The sequence below is a fragment of the Bacillus sp. PK6-16 genome (genome assembly GCF_056530295.1).
The window spans coordinates 668,529-682,931 of sequence record NZ_CP096511.1; the positions used below are offsets into that span (position 1 = coordinate 668,529).

At 34.3% G+C, this 14,403-nt stretch carries 16 protein-coding genes and 1 riboswitch; of the genes, 12 read left to right on the plus strand and 4 right to left on the minus strand.

Annotated elements, in window-relative coordinates:
• The first annotated feature begins 14 nt into the window (after positions 1-14).
• The 5 genes from M1D66_RS03360 (at position 15) to M1D66_RS03380 (ending at position 4,303) form a co-directional block, all read left to right on the plus strand.
• On the plus strand, positions 15-347 hold the full coding sequence (locus tag M1D66_RS03360) for a hypothetical protein (RefSeq protein WP_000415613.1): 333 nt from the start codon (positions 15-17) through the stop codon (positions 345-347).
• 178 nt (positions 348-525) lie between these two features.
• The gene (locus M1D66_RS03365; RefSeq protein ID WP_000746704.1) at positions 526-1,014 is read left to right on the plus strand and encodes an LPXTG cell wall anchor domain-containing protein; all 489 of its coding nucleotides are present in this window, start codon (positions 526-528) and stop codon (positions 1,012-1,014) included.
• Between the two features lie 89 nt (positions 1,015-1,103).
• Complete coding sequence (locus M1D66_RS03370; RefSeq protein WP_000771591.1) at positions 1,104-1,724, plus strand: class D sortase; 621 nt, start codon at positions 1,104-1,106, stop codon at positions 1,722-1,724.
• A 39-nt stretch (positions 1,725-1,763) separates the two neighbouring features.
• Entirely contained in the window at positions 1,764-2,453 is a 690-nt protein-coding gene (locus M1D66_RS03375; RefSeq protein ID WP_000041857.1) for a response regulator transcription factor, read from the plus strand.
• Entirely contained in the window at positions 2,450-4,303 is a 1,854-nt protein-coding gene (locus M1D66_RS03380; RefSeq protein ID WP_001225373.1) for a sensor histidine kinase, read from the plus strand. Before M1D66_RS03375 ends, M1D66_RS03380 begins: the two co-directional genes overlap by 4 nt.
• A 207-nt stretch (positions 4,304-4,510) precedes the next feature.
• Here the strand turns inward: M1D66_RS03380 and M1D66_RS03385 are convergent, their stop codons facing one another.
• Complete coding sequence (locus M1D66_RS03385) at positions 4,511-5,182, minus strand: energy-coupled thiamine transporter ThiT (RefSeq protein WP_001246571.1); 672 nt, start codon at positions 5,180-5,182, stop codon at positions 4,511-4,513.
• An 86-nt stretch (positions 5,183-5,268) separates the two neighbouring features.
• Positions 5,269-5,370: riboswitch (TPP riboswitch) on the minus strand.
• Positions 5,371-5,564: 194 nt separating this feature from the next.
• On the opposite strand from M1D66_RS03385, the gene M1D66_RS03390 reads away from it, so the two are divergent.
• The 3 genes from M1D66_RS03390 to M1D66_RS03400 are packed head-to-tail and all read left to right on the plus strand — an operon-like array spanning position 5,565 to position 7,964.
• On the plus strand, positions 5,565-5,792 hold the full coding sequence (locus M1D66_RS03390) for a FeoA family protein (RefSeq protein ID WP_000060512.1): 228 nt from the start codon (positions 5,565-5,567) through the stop codon (positions 5,790-5,792).
• Positions 5,789-7,777: a ferrous iron transport protein B gene (gene feoB / locus M1D66_RS03395; protein WP_242554991.1), complete on the plus strand. Its 1,989-nt coding sequence runs from the start codon at positions 5,789-5,791 to the stop codon at positions 7,775-7,777. The genes M1D66_RS03390 and feoB overlap by 4 nt, the downstream gene beginning before the upstream one ends.
• 16 nt (positions 7,778-7,793) lie before the next feature.
• Positions 7,794-7,964, plus strand: a complete 171-nt coding sequence (locus M1D66_RS03400; RefSeq protein WP_000989598.1) for a FeoB-associated Cys-rich membrane protein — start codon at positions 7,794-7,796, stop codon at positions 7,962-7,964.
• Positions 7,965-7,998: 34 nt separating this feature from the next.
• On the opposite strand, the gene M1D66_RS03405 is transcribed toward M1D66_RS03400, so the two are convergent.
• Positions 7,999-8,577 carry a lipoprotein BA_5634 family protein gene (locus M1D66_RS03405; RefSeq protein WP_000737481.1) on the minus strand — a complete coding sequence of 193 codons (579 nt, stop codon included), beginning with the start codon at positions 8,575-8,577 and terminating at the stop codon, positions 7,999-8,001.
• 402 nt (positions 8,578-8,979) lie between these two features.
• On the opposite strand from M1D66_RS03405, the gene M1D66_RS03410 reads away from it, so the two are divergent.
• The 4 genes from M1D66_RS03410 (at position 8,980) to M1D66_RS03425 (ending at position 11,489) form a co-directional block, all read left to right on the plus strand.
• On the plus strand, positions 8,980-9,645 hold the full coding sequence (locus tag M1D66_RS03410) for a PspA/IM30 family protein (RefSeq protein WP_000110280.1): 666 nt from the start codon (positions 8,980-8,982) through the stop codon (positions 9,643-9,645).
• An 80-nt stretch (positions 9,646-9,725) separates the two neighbouring features.
• Entirely contained in the window at positions 9,726-10,130 is a 405-nt protein-coding gene (locus M1D66_RS03415; RefSeq protein WP_000220087.1) for a DUF350 domain-containing protein, read from the plus strand.
• A gap of 21 nt (positions 10,131-10,151) precedes the next feature.
• Positions 10,152-10,658 (plus strand): DUF4178 domain-containing protein, encoded by a 507-nt coding sequence (locus tag M1D66_RS03420; protein ID WP_242554992.1) that lies wholly within the window; start codon positions 10,152-10,154, stop codon positions 10,656-10,658.
• A gap of 12 nt (positions 10,659-10,670) precedes the next feature.
• Complete coding sequence (locus tag M1D66_RS03425) at positions 10,671-11,489, plus strand: DUF4247 domain-containing protein (RefSeq protein ID WP_242554993.1); 819 nt, start codon at positions 10,671-10,673, stop codon at positions 11,487-11,489.
• Between the two features lie 216 nt (positions 11,490-11,705).
• On the opposite strand, the gene M1D66_RS03430 is transcribed toward M1D66_RS03425, so the two are convergent.
• Together M1D66_RS03430 and M1D66_RS03435 are read right to left on the minus strand one after the other, a co-directional pair.
• Positions 11,706-12,578 carry a YitT family protein gene (locus M1D66_RS03430; RefSeq protein WP_000411245.1) on the minus strand — a complete coding sequence of 291 codons (873 nt, stop codon included), beginning with the start codon at positions 12,576-12,578 and terminating at the stop codon, positions 11,706-11,708.
• A 187-nt stretch (positions 12,579-12,765) separates the two neighbouring features.
• Positions 12,766-13,803 (minus strand): YdcF family protein, encoded by a 1,038-nt coding sequence (locus M1D66_RS03435; RefSeq protein WP_000965215.1) that lies wholly within the window; start codon positions 13,801-13,803, stop codon positions 12,766-12,768.
• Positions 13,804-14,403: the final 600 nt, after the last annotated feature.

A 14,403-nucleotide genomic window follows, 5' to 3' on the forward strand; every position in this document is an offset into this window, starting at 1 on the left:
AGGAGTAGGAGGGCATGGAGAAACGTTGGACGACCTTTTCTTTTTTAGCGACTAGTAACACCGTAATGCTAGATGGAAAAATGGATTTTTTGCACTTGTTTGATCGTGAAGATGATCATTCTTCTTCTAAATTTACAATGAAATGGAATAAATGGAGCGAGAGTTGTAGGTTTGAAGAAGAGGCCCCTAACGAAGAGCAAAAGATTATTTTAACAAACCCTATTAAAGCGTGGGTTGTTCAACGTCGTAAGTGTAACGTCAAAAATCACTTCAAGAAAACTGAGCCGAGACAATTAGTTATCGCTCCGGCCCGTTCTACTTCCAAATCACGCGAAAGTAACATGTAAATAATTGAGACACACACCCGAAAAAACATCGTACATATTGCGATGTTTTTTTCTTTTTCTACAATGAAATCTTTAAATGAAATATATTTCATCTGCATCTTATATTTATATCTCTTGCTTATTCTAGTAATACATCCGATGCGAGTTGATGAGAATAAAATATAAGGAGAGAATGAAAATGAAAAAGAGACTATTACCAATTTGTGCAATGGCACTTTTAGCAGTAGGATATTCTTCAGTAGCGAGTGCAGATACTGGAACAGTAACAAAGGAAGAAGCGCAAGTGCAACAAGATAAAGCTAAAAAAGAAGAAGCAATTAAGGAACAGCAAAAAAGTGAAGTAGAAAAAAAGCAAGCGGCACAAGTACAAGAAAAAAATGATATGGCTAAAAAAGAAGAAGCAATAAAAGCTGAGAAAAAAAGTGAAGAAGAGAAAAAGAGAATAGCGCAAGAACAGTTAAAAAACGATATGGCCAAAAAAGAAGCAGCGATAAAAGCCGAGCAAAAGAATGAAGTAGCTAAAAAAGAAGTAGCAAAGCCAGTTGTACAAGGTGAAAAATTACCAAATACAGCATCAAATAATGTAGCAATGATGGGATTAAGTGCATGTCTTGTAGCGGTAGGTACATTATTTGGTTTGAATCGTCGCAATAAGATTAAAGCGTAAATAAAATATTTTCCTATAAAGAATGGGATAATTTCATATATTAAAAATGGTAGGTTACTCCTACCATTTTTGGCATGGAGGAATGAAGAATGAAGTTACTCAATTATATCGGTATCATATTGATGGCTATAGGGCTATTCATGGGATCCTATTATGCTGTGGAATGGTATAAAGGAAGAAGCTCTGCCGGGCAATTAACGGCAGAAGAAATAAAGAGCCTTAAAAATATACAAGATACTCAACTTTCTCATGAAACACCTGTAACTTCTCAAGTGCCTTCTTCTCAAACAGAACATAAAGAAGGAGAAAAGGTAGCGATGTTAAACATACCGAAAATAAAGAAGAAGTTTTCTATATATTGGGGAGCAGATGATACGACTTTGAAAAAAGGAGTGGGTATGTTCGTTAGTGATTTAACGACAACTCCATCTGGAGGGGGACATACTGTACTGAGTGGACATCGAGATACTGTATTTACAGATTTAGAAGAGTTGAAAGAAAAGGATACCCTTGTTTTAGAGTATGATAATAAAACGTACACATATGAAATTCAAAAGACATGGATTACTCATGCGGATGATCGTACTGTTATTATAAAAAAAGAAGAACCGATATTAACGCTGACAACTTGTTACCCATTTAATTATATAGGGAATGCACCAGATAGATATATTATCGAGGCGAAGTTAACTGGCAGTCATTCAAAGTGAAATTATAGTTTCTGAAAGCGGGAGGGGGATATATAAATTATGTCAAAAAATATTTTAATTGTTGAAGATGAAGACATATTACGTGAAATATTAAAAGATTATTTTTTAAGTGAGCAATATGTAGTGTTTGAAGCGAGGGACGGGAAAGAGGCTTTAGTTGTATTTGAAGAAGAAGAGGTTGATTTAGTTATTTTAGATATTATGTTGCCAGAACTCGATGGATGGTCTGTTTGCAGAAGGATTAGGAAGACGTCCGAGGTGCCTATTATTATGCTGACGGCGCGCGTAGATGAAGACGATACGTTACTTGGTTTTGAACTTGGGGCAGATGATTATGTGACGAAGCCGTATAGTCCGCCAATTTTATTAGCAAGAGCGAAAAGGTTGTTAGAAAGTAGAAAAGTGACAAAGCAACTTTTAGAGAATGAAGATGATACATTATCAATCCACGGCATTCACGTTCATTTTCCGTCTCGCACTGTTACGGTAGATAGAACCGATATTAATTTAACACATACAGAATTTGAAATATTAGCGTATTTCATGAAAAATCAAGGAATCGTTTTAACGCGAGAGCAACTCATTTCAAGAATTTGGGGATATGAATTTGCTGGTGATGATCGAACGGTGAATAGTCATATTCGTAATTTAAGAAATAAATTAGGAGAGAAAGCAAAGTATATTACAACTGTAGTACGAACAGGTTATAAATTTGAGGGCAATGTATGAGGAAAGGAATTGTACTAAAATTATTTACTCTTACAACGACATTATGCATGTTGATTTTAGCGACGATATTTATTGGACAAACGATATTTTTTAAACAATATTATGCGAATCGAAAAGTGGAAGATATTAAAGTAAATTTAAATTCCTTTGAGAAGAATTATTTAAATTATGCAGGAAATGCAGAAGAAATTCAAAAACTAGAGCAAGACTTTTTAAGAGAAAATAATACGTGGATTACGACATTAGATAAGAACGGGAATTTAAAACATGCAGATGATTTTTATTTTGAAGTAACGATAGATCGTAGGCAACAAAAGAGCTTTGGACAACAAATATTTAAAATTCCCTTAGGTAATCTCGTCAATATAGAGGAAATTGATAATAAATTATCAGAGCAGTTTTTAGGGCAAGAAATTTATTTTTCTGGAATAAGAAAAGAAGATAGTTTTATTCCATTCTCTTTTTCTTTATCTAAGCAGAATTTAAGCGGATCTAATAAACCGTTAGAAAAAGCATTTAATGAGAAAATGAGTAAATTAAATGAGGAGAAAAAGAGAGCAGCTGAGGAACAACTTGTTAAGGAAAAGAGGCCAGCCGTTCAGGAGCAAGTTGCCCAAGAAGCAGATGTTTACATAGGAGGGCGTGTTACGAAAGTACAGTTTCCAGATGTAAAAGGTCCTGTGAATCCAATTTATAAAAATGGCATCTTCTTAGATAACATAAAAGAATTTCAAACTGATTTATTATTAAAAGAGAACAAACACATACAATATACAATACAAACAATGGACTACGAAAAGAATGATATAAAATATAAATTATTAATGAAACCAATAAAAGAAAAAGACGGATCGGTAACATATATTTATGCGATGGCTTCTTTACAGCCGGTAGATGAAGCTGTACAAATGGTGCAAGATTATTACATCTATATCATTGCATTTGTAGTCGTTCTTATTTTTTTAGCTTCGTTCTATTACTCAAAACAAATTGCAAAGCCATTATTGAAAATAAATGATACAACAAAGAAAATAGCGCATTTAGACTTCACAGAAAAAATACCGATTACTTCAAAAGATGAAATTGGGGATTTATCGAAAAATATTAATGTGCTATCAAATAAACTCCATTCGCATATTGGACAGTTAGAAGAAGATATTGAAAAGGAAAGAAAGTTAGAAAAGACGCGAAAAGAATTCATTTCTGGTGTTTCACATGAATTAAAAACACCGCTAAGTATTATGAAAAGCTGTATTTCTATTTTAAAAGACGGGGTAGCTGAACATAAAAAAGAGTATTATTTTCAGGCAATGGAGAGAGAAGTAGACAAAATGGATACGTTAATTTTGGATATGCTTGAGTTAGCTAAATTTGAATCTGGTACATATAAAATGAAAAAGGATTCGTTTTATATTGATACAGTAATTGAAGATATATGTGAACATCTATCTGTGGAAATAGAGAAAAAAGAACTTCATGTTCATAAAAATATATGTTCATTTGAAGTGATTGCAAATCAAGGCCGGATTGAACAAGTCATCGTGAACTTCATTACGAATGCTATACGATATACACCAAATAAAGAGGATATTATTATTTCTACAATAGATGAGAAGAATCGTATAAAAGTGTGCATTGAAAATAAAGGTACTCATATTGAAGAAGAGCAATTAGATAAAATTTGGGATCGTTTTTATCGCGTGGATACAGCTCGTCAGCGTTCACAAGGTGGGACGGGGCTTGGGCTTGCCATTTCAAAGAATATTTTAGAACTACATGATGCTGAATATGGGGCAGAAAATACAGAAAATGGTGTGTTATTTTACTTCTATTTACCGAAAAAAGCGTAAATAATATGATTTACGCTTTTTTAATTTATTTTCATATTATCTTTACCTAATCTTTATTTTTAATCAGTATAATTTGTTTAGAATATGAGGTTATGTAAGGAGTCGATGAACCGTGCATAGCAATTGGCTAAGTATAATGGTATTTATTTTCTTTTGCGCATTTATTGTATTTTTAATTGATATTACGATATGAAAAAAGAGCGCTCATTAAGCGCCCTTTTTTTGTGTATTCATTTGATAAGCACTGATGCTTTTGAATAAGCGTGGTGAAGTGATAAATAAAAATATAAGTAAAACAGTACATAGAATATAGGAACCAATCATTGTACTACCGTTAAATATTAAAGAATATAGGAAAGCCGATTGGCCTTTTGGTGCATATTGTCCCCAGAAAATGATACCAGCGATAAAGTGACAGAAGTAACGAGCTAGACTACCGATAAAAGTAGCGACGATAATGTATCCAATTACTTTCTTTCCTTGGTTTGGTTTTGATGAAGGTTTGTCTTTACGGCTACCTAAATTTGATTGCTCTTCGCTATTATCATTGGAAGTTAAAAGTGCTTTTTGAATTGGACGATAGAATAAACCAGCAAATCCAATGAATGCAAAAGCAACAAAGTATTCAATTAGTACTTGAATTGGTGTGACGATAATGGCATCGCCTACGACAATTTGTAATAATCCCCAAATTAGGCCCCCTAAGAAAGCCATTTTGAAGCCCCAGCGGTATGCGATAATAAAAATAGGAATCATAGCAAATGAAATGGAACCGCCTGTTGCTGATATTTTTATTGAAAGTGGTAAAATGTCGATGACCAAGGCGAAGGCTGCAAGAATAGCAGATTCGATCATCGCTTGTAAATTGGTGTTACGCATGTTGTCTCCCCCTAAATCCAAGTTATACAAAAAAGAATAGATATCATAGGAGGATACGAAATACGTAAATAAAAATGAGGTATGTATTTCGGACGTTTGCACAATCCCTGCGTTAGCATTAACTAACAGGTTCGAAGGGTCGGAACGAAGTGTTCCCTCTCAGCGGCATGGCTCCCCCAGTGATAACGAGATTCTTTATTTGCTATTGTTTATTGTAAGCGAAATGGATGAGAATGGCAAACGAATACAGTATGACAATAATTGAAATAGAATTGTAGCGAAATGTTAATAAATATGAAGCAAAAGGGTATAGTACAAGAGAAATTGAGTGTGGTATAATTTTTTTGAAAATAATTATCATTCTCTTCTGAGGGGGAAGGTTATGAGCTTAGTAGATATTAAAATTGGAGAGAAAGTGTTAGTAAAAAGTATTCAGTCTTTAGATCAGCTATTAAAGCGTAGACTAGCTGCTTTCGGTCTTGCTGAAGGAAGCGAACTTCGCCTGAAACAGAAAGCGATGTTCAAAGGTCCTTGTACATTGGAGTGTCGTGGACAGTTAATTAGTATTCGTCATTGTGACGCGAAAATGATAAAGGTGGAATTAGCGTGAATAAGGTAGCTTTGCTAGGGAATCCGAATACAGGGAAGACATCATTATTTAATGCACTTACTGGTTCTTATGAGTATGTAGGAAACTGGAGCGGTGTAACAGTAGAAAAGAAGGTTGGTAAATTAAAAGATAGACAAGGAACATTAATTGATTTACCAGGTGTTTATGATTTAAATCCAGTTTCACGTGATGAAGGTGTTGTAACAAACTTTCTATTAACAGAAGAATTTAATCATATGTTAAATATCGTAGATTCCTCGCAGTTTGAAAGAAATATGCATTTAACGTTGCAGTTACTTGAATTTGGTAAGCCAGTCTCAATTGGTTTAAACATGGTTGATGTGGCGAAGCAAAGAGGAATTGTCATTGATGTAAAACGATTATCAGAGCTATTAGGTGTAACAGTCGTTCCTGTTGTTGCAAGAAGTGGAAAAGGCTGTGAAGAACTGCTTACGACTCTTAAAGAAAATAACAAACAAGAGAAAAAGCCATTCCTTATTTCATATGGTGTACAAATGGATGAAGGAATTGGAGAAGTAATTGCTCTTTTAGAGACAGCGAATTACGAGCATCCGAGATGGTTAGCACTTCAATTTTTAAGCAATAACGAAGTAGTAGAAAAAGAAATGAAAGCATTACCAATTTATAAGGAACTCATAGCCATTCGATCTCGCTTAGAAGGAAAACTTGATTGTACGTTAGAAGAGCACATTTACAAAACTCGTGAAGCGTATATTGAAAAGTTAAAAACAAATGTTATGAAGCATGAGAAAGAAGGAAAAATTCCTTTTTCAGAAAAAATTGATAGATTAATTACACATAAAATTTTAGGACTTCCAATCTTTTTAGCAGTTATGTTTTTTATTTTTCAGGTTACGTTTACGTGGATTGGTACACCTTTATCGGATATGTTAGATGAGTTTTTTGGTGGCCAGCTTACGGATTGGGTGACGGCTGGACTTATAAGTATTGGAGCTTCTGATTTTATTCAAGCGCTCGTTACAGAAGGTATTATTGCCGGTGTTGGTGCTGTATTAGTATTCGTACCACAAATCTTTGCACTATTCTTTTTTATTTCATTATTAGAAGACTCAGGGTATATGGCGCGAATTGCAGTTGTTATGGATAGAATTATGGAGTTTTTCGGCTTAAACGGAAAAGCTTTTATTCCGATGATTATCGGTTTTGGATGTAACGTTCCAGGTATCATGGCTGCGAGAACGATTGAACAGGAAAAAGAACGTTTACTTACCATTTTAGTAACACCATTTATGTCTTGTTCAGCACGATTACCTGTATATGCATTATTTGCGGGCGTATTTTTCCCGCATAGTCAGGCGACTGTTGTATTTTCTTTATATGTTGCAGGGATTGTTCTTGCGTTATTAGTTACAAAAATTATGTCTCTTACGATTTTGAAAGCGGAAAAGTCTATTTTCGTAATTGAATTACCGCCTTACCGTGTGCCACAAGCAAAAACATTATGGCTAAGCACATGGGAGAAAGGGAAAGGATTTGTTCGTAAAGCTGGTACATTCATCTTTGGTGGTTCGGTTGTCATTTGGTTATTAAACTATGCAGGTCCATCAGGATTTGGTGTTGATATGGGAGACAGTTACTTAGCGATGATTGGTGGATTTATCGCACCACTATTTGCACCGCTCGGCTTCGGAACATGGCAAGCTGCAGCATCCCTTTTAACAGGGTTTTTAGCGAAGGAAGTTGTCGTTTCTACAATGGCAATTATTTATGCAGTTAAAGAAGATGTGCTTGGAAATGTAATGGGAGCACATTATACAGCATTATCAGCTTATGCATTTATGTTCTTTATTTTATTATATGTTCCGTGTTTAGCGACGGTAGCTGTTATTAAACGTGAAACAGGATCAGCGAAGTGGACGATTTTTTCAGTCGTTTATCCACTCGTAGTTGCTTATGTATTAACGCTCATTATATACCAAGTTGGATCCTTACTCGGATTCTAGAAGGAGATGTATTGTGATGATGGTCAATATTATAATTGGAGCTATCATTTTTGGTTATGCAGCATACACGTTAGTTAATTTTGTAAAGAGAAGTAAAAAAGGAAAATGCGCAGCATGTTCTTTAAATAAGTCATGTCAGTCGCAAACTTGTAGCCCGGATATGGAGCAAATTGCTCATAATAAATAGAAAAAAGCTTTGCGAAATTCGCAAAGCTTTTTTCTTACTTCTTAATTTTTACAAGTTGTGATGATTCTACACCGTTCTTTCCAGGGAACTCTTTACTTGGATCTTTATCGAATTTTAATACGCCAACAGATTTTTCATCGCCTTTTACATTTCCATATGTTGCATCATCAACAACCGCGAACATGTCAGCATATGCACGGCCACTTCCGATAATTGTGTTGCCTTCATATTTTAATTTTGCCCCATCAAGTGTAGCATTTTCTACTTTCTCTTTTGCGAATAATACACCTTGTTCTGTTGTTACAGCCGGTAATTTATCAAGTGGTTTCGTGTCGTCTTTTTCATCAACTTTGCTAAGTAACTCTTTCTTCACGAGTTCTTCACCAGTTTTCTTATCCATGACAAGAACTTTTTTACCTTCTAATGTTGTCATTTTCATTTTATAGAAGTCTTTTTCTTTCACTTCTTTTTTGTTTTTATCTGCAATTTGTGTTACTTGATCTTCTGTTCCGTACAGTACAAAGCCGTTCGCTTTTTCTCCTAATAAAGAACAACCTGATAATGCTCCGAATGAAATTGCTGCTGCTAATCCGATTCCTACTAATTTTTTCATGATGATTTCTCCTTTTATATGTTTTATAGTAAATACAATTTTTGTAGTATTGCTTACAAGTGAAGAAGCTTGTTTATTGCTTCTGGTATTAGTGTATAAGAAATATTGGAATGCAACTATCGAGTTAGCTTACAGTAACATTACACTTATGTAATTTAGTGAAATTGCACAAAAGTAAGTTAATTTCAAAGAGGGATAATGAGAATATATTAGAAATACAATATTGTATATAGAATGTCATATTATAATGGATGTATTTTGGAAATAACATGTAAGGACATATTAGTTTTGTTATAATAAACACATAGGCTGTAAAATGAATATTCTTTACTGTAAAGGGAGATTTTTCAGTTTTCCAAGTAGTGAATTTGAAATATGAGGTATATCATAGGAGGAATTTAGATGTCTGTATTTAAACGATTAAGAGATTTAACAATGTCAAATGTGTATTCGTTAATTGAAAAAGCGGAAGATCCAGTTAAGATGACTGATCAATATTTACGCGATATGCAAGCCGATGTACAAGAGGCTGAGAAAAGTGTAGCAGCTCAAATCGCACTTGAGAAGAAATTCAAAATATTATTTGAAGAGCAAGAAGCACTTGTGAAAAAACGTGAAGAGCAGGCTCATATGGCTGTTCAAGCTAATAACTTAGATCTTGCGCGTCGTGCATTAGAAGAAAAACAAAATGCAGAGCAAAAAATGAATGAGTATAAAGCAAGCTACGAGCAAAATAAAGCTGCTGCTGATAACCTGCGCCTAAAGCTAGAAGAAATGCGTAAGCAATTAAATGAGCTGAAAAATAAACGTGAAACACTTGTAGCGCGTGTAAATGCGGCGAAAGCACAAAAGAATATTAATCAGGCGATGTCTGGATTTGATTCAAACTCAGCAAAAGCTGGTTTAAGCCGTATGGAAGAGAAAGCTCTTCAATTAGAGGCTGAAGCGGAAGCAAGCGGTGAAGTTTATAAGAAAGAAAAGTCATTAGATGATGAATTCGCAAGCTTAAACAAAAATTCTGCTGTTGACGATGAATTAGCTCGTATTATGAAGCAGTATGAGAAATAATATAGAATAGAGACAAATGAACCGACATGTCTAAATATATTCATGTCGGTTTTCTATTATATTTTAGAGGAGGTTTTGCAATGACATGGATGAATGTAGTTGCCATGCTTGTATGGACTGGAGCGAGTGCAGTACTTTTATTTGCAATTATGTGGGTTGATTCAATTTTTACAAAATACAATGATTTAAAAGAAATCAAAAATGGAAATACAGCTGTAACAACTCGTTTTATTATGAAATTATTTGCACAAGGGTACATTTTATCTCAATCGATAACGAAAGCAAATGATTTATGGCAAGCACTTCTTGCATCAGCAGTTTCTTTCGTTATTTTATTAGTGGTAGAAATGTTTATCGAATTCGTATTAAAGAAAATGTCTGGTCTTGATTTAGAAGAAGGTACGAAAGAAGGTAGCGTTGCACATGCGATGTTAGCTGGATCATTACATATTGTTGGTGCACTAATTTTAGGTGCGTGTTTATAAAGAGAAAAGGAGGGGTAGATTATGAGTTTATTTAAACGGATAAAAAATATAATGAAAAGCCCAGAGCCATTGAAGCCGGAAAAGAGTCTTGTAACGTTAGCTCCTGGCGATATGATTGAAGTTTCATTAGTTATGTATGAATTAATTGGGAAAACGAGTATGCATTCGCGCAAGGAAATTGTTTTGACATTGCAAGATGGAAAAGATATTCGTTATTTAAAAATTGAAGACCGAGAAAATACGTATTACAAATTATATACTCCAATTGATGGTCGCTTAGATTCAATTGATGAAATTCCGACGACAATTGAAATGGATGATACCGAGTATCATATGGAAGAACAATATAACGGACGTGTTGTTGTGATGGGAAAAACTCCATTCTCAGCTTCAGAAGAACAGTATATATGGGAATTCCAATCAGATAATCGAAAATTATTGCGTATTGAATGGCAAAATGGTCGCACAATGATGTATGAGGGAGAAGCAATCATTCCTGCTGATGTACAAATTATAAGAGCAACGTAAGGGGGCGTAATCATGTCAAACCGATTGTTTACCATGATTAAATCGTTTGTGATCCCTATACTTGCTATCGTTATATTACTTGTTGTTGCTGGTTATGCCTTATCAGGTTGTCAAGGCGGGCAGACAAAGTCGATTCAAGACCGTTATCCACTTGAATCTGTTGCCAAGGAAGGTAAACAAGAATCTTACGTGTATAGGGCCGCCAATCGGTCAGTTCCTGAAGTAGCGAAGGAACTCATTAACGAAAGAGAACCGAAGCAAGCATCTAAAGAAGACGAAAATCAAATGTTCCTCGTTTATTCTGATAAGATTTATAACCTGCAAAAGGATAAAGAGAAACCATCTGATACGTTAATTGAAATAAGTAATAAAGAATTTGTCCGTCAAAATTACCAACCGTCCTTCTTGCAAGGATATATTATGGGTAGCATATTAAACGATATATTCGGTTCACGAAAATCATCATACGGTGATTATCGAGGATATAATGACAGACAAAATCATAAACCAGTTATTCCAGAGAGACCACCTACGAAAGAAGAAAAGAAAACCCCACCTCCAATTACGAAGGAAGGGAAAGGGTCTATCATTAAGCGAGGCGATAATGTAGATTCGAAACCATCAGTAGGTGATAAGGGAAGTATTACTGAAAAAGGAAGTAATACGACGCCCCCACCTTCTACTGGAAGCAAGGGTAAAATTACAAAAACACCAGGCGGTTCAAGCGAATCAGATGTGAAGCCAAAATCATCTATTAAAACGCCGCCAAGGAATACATCTCCTCCGAAAACGAGGGTCGGTGGTTCAGGAAAAATTACGAAGAGAAGATAGTGTAGAGACCGAAAAGTGGAATTTGCTTTTTGGTCTTTTTTTGTTATGGGAATTAATTCCTCTCAGGTGGTACGATTTAGGCATAAGGGAGGAAGTGAAAATATATCAGCGATTATTGAAATATATCGACTTACCGACAAAAACTGACAACGATAGCAACTTAATAATAAAAAGAGGGTGTGCCAAAATTTTGGCACACCCTCTTTTTCATAACGATTAATGAATATCACGTTTCTTAAAGTTACCGCCTTTTACTTCTGCTACGTCATAAACTGTAATAAAGGCATGTGGATCGATTTCATTAATAAGTTCTTTCATTTTACTTTCTTCTAAACGGTTAATTACACATGAAATTTCTTTAAACTTCTCTCTTGAATAACCACCGTATACTTCGTTATATGTTGCACTTCGGCCTAAACGATCGCGAATTGTTTCTACCATTAATTCAGGCTCTTTTGTAATAATTTTAAATGCTTTTGAACCACTTAAACCAACTTCAACGATATGAATCACTTTCGAAGCGATAAAGTAAGCAATTGCCGAAAGGATAGCTCCTTGCAGGCCGAATACCGTTGATACGAAAATAAATACGAACATGTTTAAGAATAAAATAAGGTCACTCGTTCCAAATGGTAACTTACGAGAAAGCAATACAGCAAGCATATCGATTCCATCTAATGCCCCACCGTTACGTAATGCTAGTCCCATACCAAAACCGATGATAATACCACCAACAACTGTAACTAATAATGTATCGCCTTCAATAATAGCTGGTATTCCGTGCATGACAACGGTACCTATTGCTAATGAAGCAATCCCGATAATGGAATAAATCGCAAAGCTTTTACCGATTTGCTTATACCCTAACCAAACGAAAGGAATGTTAATAACTGCGATTAGAGCTCCTAATGGCAATCCAAATAATCTTGAACTAACGATACTTAAACCAGTTACACCACCGTCTGATACGTTATTTGGAATTAATACTGCTTCTAATCCGTACGCTGTGATAAATGCCCCAATAATAATCATCAAAGCTTTTGAAGCAATTCTTAGCTTATTGGGCTTGTTTTTGATAATTTTCTCCATGTAATTTCCTCGTTTCAAACTAGTTTCTTATTTGTTACGTAATTCACACCTAAATTTTATTTTAACATTTAATTTGAAAAAATTCTCCTTTAATGGATGTATGCAGGGAATATTATCACCATATTATCTTTAAAATATTTTTGAAATCAGTATAAGAAATCCCATCCTTTCAAAGGATGGGATGCTATTAAGAAAATATAAAACTAAGTACTGATATGAATAAAGCGAAACCTAAAATAGTTCCACATATTTTCATATGGCGCTTACGTCCCATTACGACAATCGCAACATATTCACGAATCATTGCGTTAGGCCAGTAATAAAATGCAGTTTTTGACCCGATTCCTTGGCTATTAAGACCAGCTTGTCTAGCGTATATACCAGCGCGGAAAAGGTGGAAATTATTCGTTGTAAAAATACTTTTATATTTACCTTCAGGTTTTAAAGAATCCATAATTTCTTTAGAGAACAACATGTTTTGATATGTGTTTACAGAGCGATTTTCCTGGACTGTATGTTCAAGAGGAATTCCTTTTTCAACAGCATAATTTTGCATTGCTTCTGCCTCTGGAAGACCTTCATCTGGACCTTGACCACCAGAGAAAATAATTGTCGGTGGTGTATTTACAGCTGCTTGTTTCCAATAGAAGTCGATAGCTTTATTAATGCGGCTTGCAAGTAAGGGTGGTACTTTATCATTAATTAAGCCGCTACCAAGAACGATAATGAAATCTTGATTACGTCTTGGTCTGTTAAATTGGTATAAAAAATAAGCGCTTAAGAAGTTAGATAAGTGTATAAAGAAATAGAAGCTTATAAGAGAAATAGCTGCGAAAATAGGCTCTAAATGCGATGAGACCAAACTTGCTGGATTTATGATAGGGAGCATTATAAAGAATAAAATTCCTAAAGCAGCAATTAAAGTTAAAGAGTTTGTGAAGCGTCTTCCTTCACGTTGCATTAAAATTTTTGCATTAAGAAAAAGTCCGAACATTAAAGCGACTATAGCAAAAGGTATCATTACAAGTAGTGCCAACATGGGGATGATAACGATAAAATGTAAATCGTTATTACCAGACTCAAATGAGGCTATAGCGCAAAATAATAGAAATGAACAGATAAAGGCATTAAATAAAAAGCCGTTTATTATTTTCCGCGGATCTTTTAAATATGAGATAAGAAAAATAATAAACAATATAAGAGGAATAATTCCAAAATACAGCATAAATATAGTACACCTCAACTTGTATAAGAATTTGACATACCTTTTATATTACATGATTTTATAAGTGAAAATGAAAGAAAAAGGATTTTGAATTTTCTCAATAAAATATATGGATACATATGTTACAATATATTCAAAGCGATATATTAAAAGTAAAATGGTTGAAAAGGCACTCAGTAGAGTGCTTTTTCTTTTTGTATGCAATTGTGCATATTATATTTTTTTTCAAATGAAGAGGATTACAATATAAGTTGTAGACAGACTTTATAAAGCAGAATTTAATACAAACATTTCCCTCTACTTTTTGTATCTAACAATCGTATAACAATAAATAATTCTGTTTTATAGTGTCTGTTTTTGAAAGGTGTCTTTTTTGAAGGCACCTTTTTTTGTTAGTATAGATAGTTTTCACTGTTAGCATAGTGTAAAATATCTATACTAAACATTAGCAATCTTCCGTATAAATATTATCAATTTACTATATATTCCAGTGGTGTTAACCTACATATGAAAGGCTTTCTTTTTCAAAATATTACCCCTAATAAAATTTTGAAGAAGTCAACTGTCTCCAAACTTGTCTTTATGCTTAAAGAAAAAGCA

Excerpts from the sequence above, each read along its gene's own strand:
- M1D66_RS03360 (WP_000415613.1), top strand. The coding sequence starts at position 15 with ATGGAGAAACGTTGGACGACCTTTTCTTTTTTAGCGACTAGTAACACC.
- M1D66_RS03365 (WP_000746704.1), top strand. The coding sequence starts at position 526 with ATGAAAAAGAGACTATTACCAATTTGTGCAATGGCACTTTTAGCAGTA.
- M1D66_RS03370 (WP_000771591.1), top strand. The coding sequence starts at position 1,104 with ATGAAGTTACTCAATTATATCGGTATCATATTGATGGCTATAGGGCTA.
- M1D66_RS03375 (WP_000041857.1), top strand. The coding sequence starts at position 1,764 with ATGTCAAAAAATATTTTAATTGTTGAAGATGAAGACATATTACGTGAA.
- M1D66_RS03380 (WP_001225373.1), top strand. The coding sequence starts at position 2,450 with ATGAGGAAAGGAATTGTACTAAAATTATTTACTCTTACAACGACATTA.
- M1D66_RS03385 (WP_001246571.1), bottom strand. The coding sequence starts at position 5,182 with ATGCGTAACACCAATTTACAAGCGATGATCGAATCTGCTATTCTTGCA.
- M1D66_RS03390 (WP_000060512.1), top strand. The coding sequence starts at position 5,565 with ATGAGCTTAGTAGATATTAAAATTGGAGAGAAAGTGTTAGTAAAAAGT.
- M1D66_RS03400 (WP_000989598.1), top strand. The coding sequence starts at position 7,794 with ATGATGGTCAATATTATAATTGGAGCTATCATTTTTGGTTATGCAGCA.
- M1D66_RS03405 (WP_000737481.1), bottom strand. The coding sequence starts at position 8,577 with ATGAAAAAATTAGTAGGAATCGGATTAGCAGCAGCAATTTCATTCGGA.
- M1D66_RS03410 (WP_000110280.1), top strand. The coding sequence starts at position 8,980 with ATGTCTGTATTTAAACGATTAAGAGATTTAACAATGTCAAATGTGTAT.
- M1D66_RS03415 (WP_000220087.1), top strand. The coding sequence starts at position 9,726 with ATGACATGGATGAATGTAGTTGCCATGCTTGTATGGACTGGAGCGAGT.
- M1D66_RS03420 (WP_242554992.1), top strand. The coding sequence starts at position 10,152 with ATGAGTTTATTTAAACGGATAAAAAATATAATGAAAAGCCCAGAGCCA.
- M1D66_RS03425 (WP_242554993.1), top strand. The coding sequence starts at position 10,671 with ATGTCAAACCGATTGTTTACCATGATTAAATCGTTTGTGATCCCTATA.
- M1D66_RS03430 (WP_000411245.1), bottom strand. The coding sequence starts at position 12,578 with ATGGAGAAAATTATCAAAAACAAGCCCAATAAGCTAAGAATTGCTTCA.
- M1D66_RS03435 (WP_000965215.1), bottom strand. The coding sequence starts at position 13,803 with ATGCTGTATTTTGGAATTATTCCTCTTATATTGTTTATTATTTTTCTT.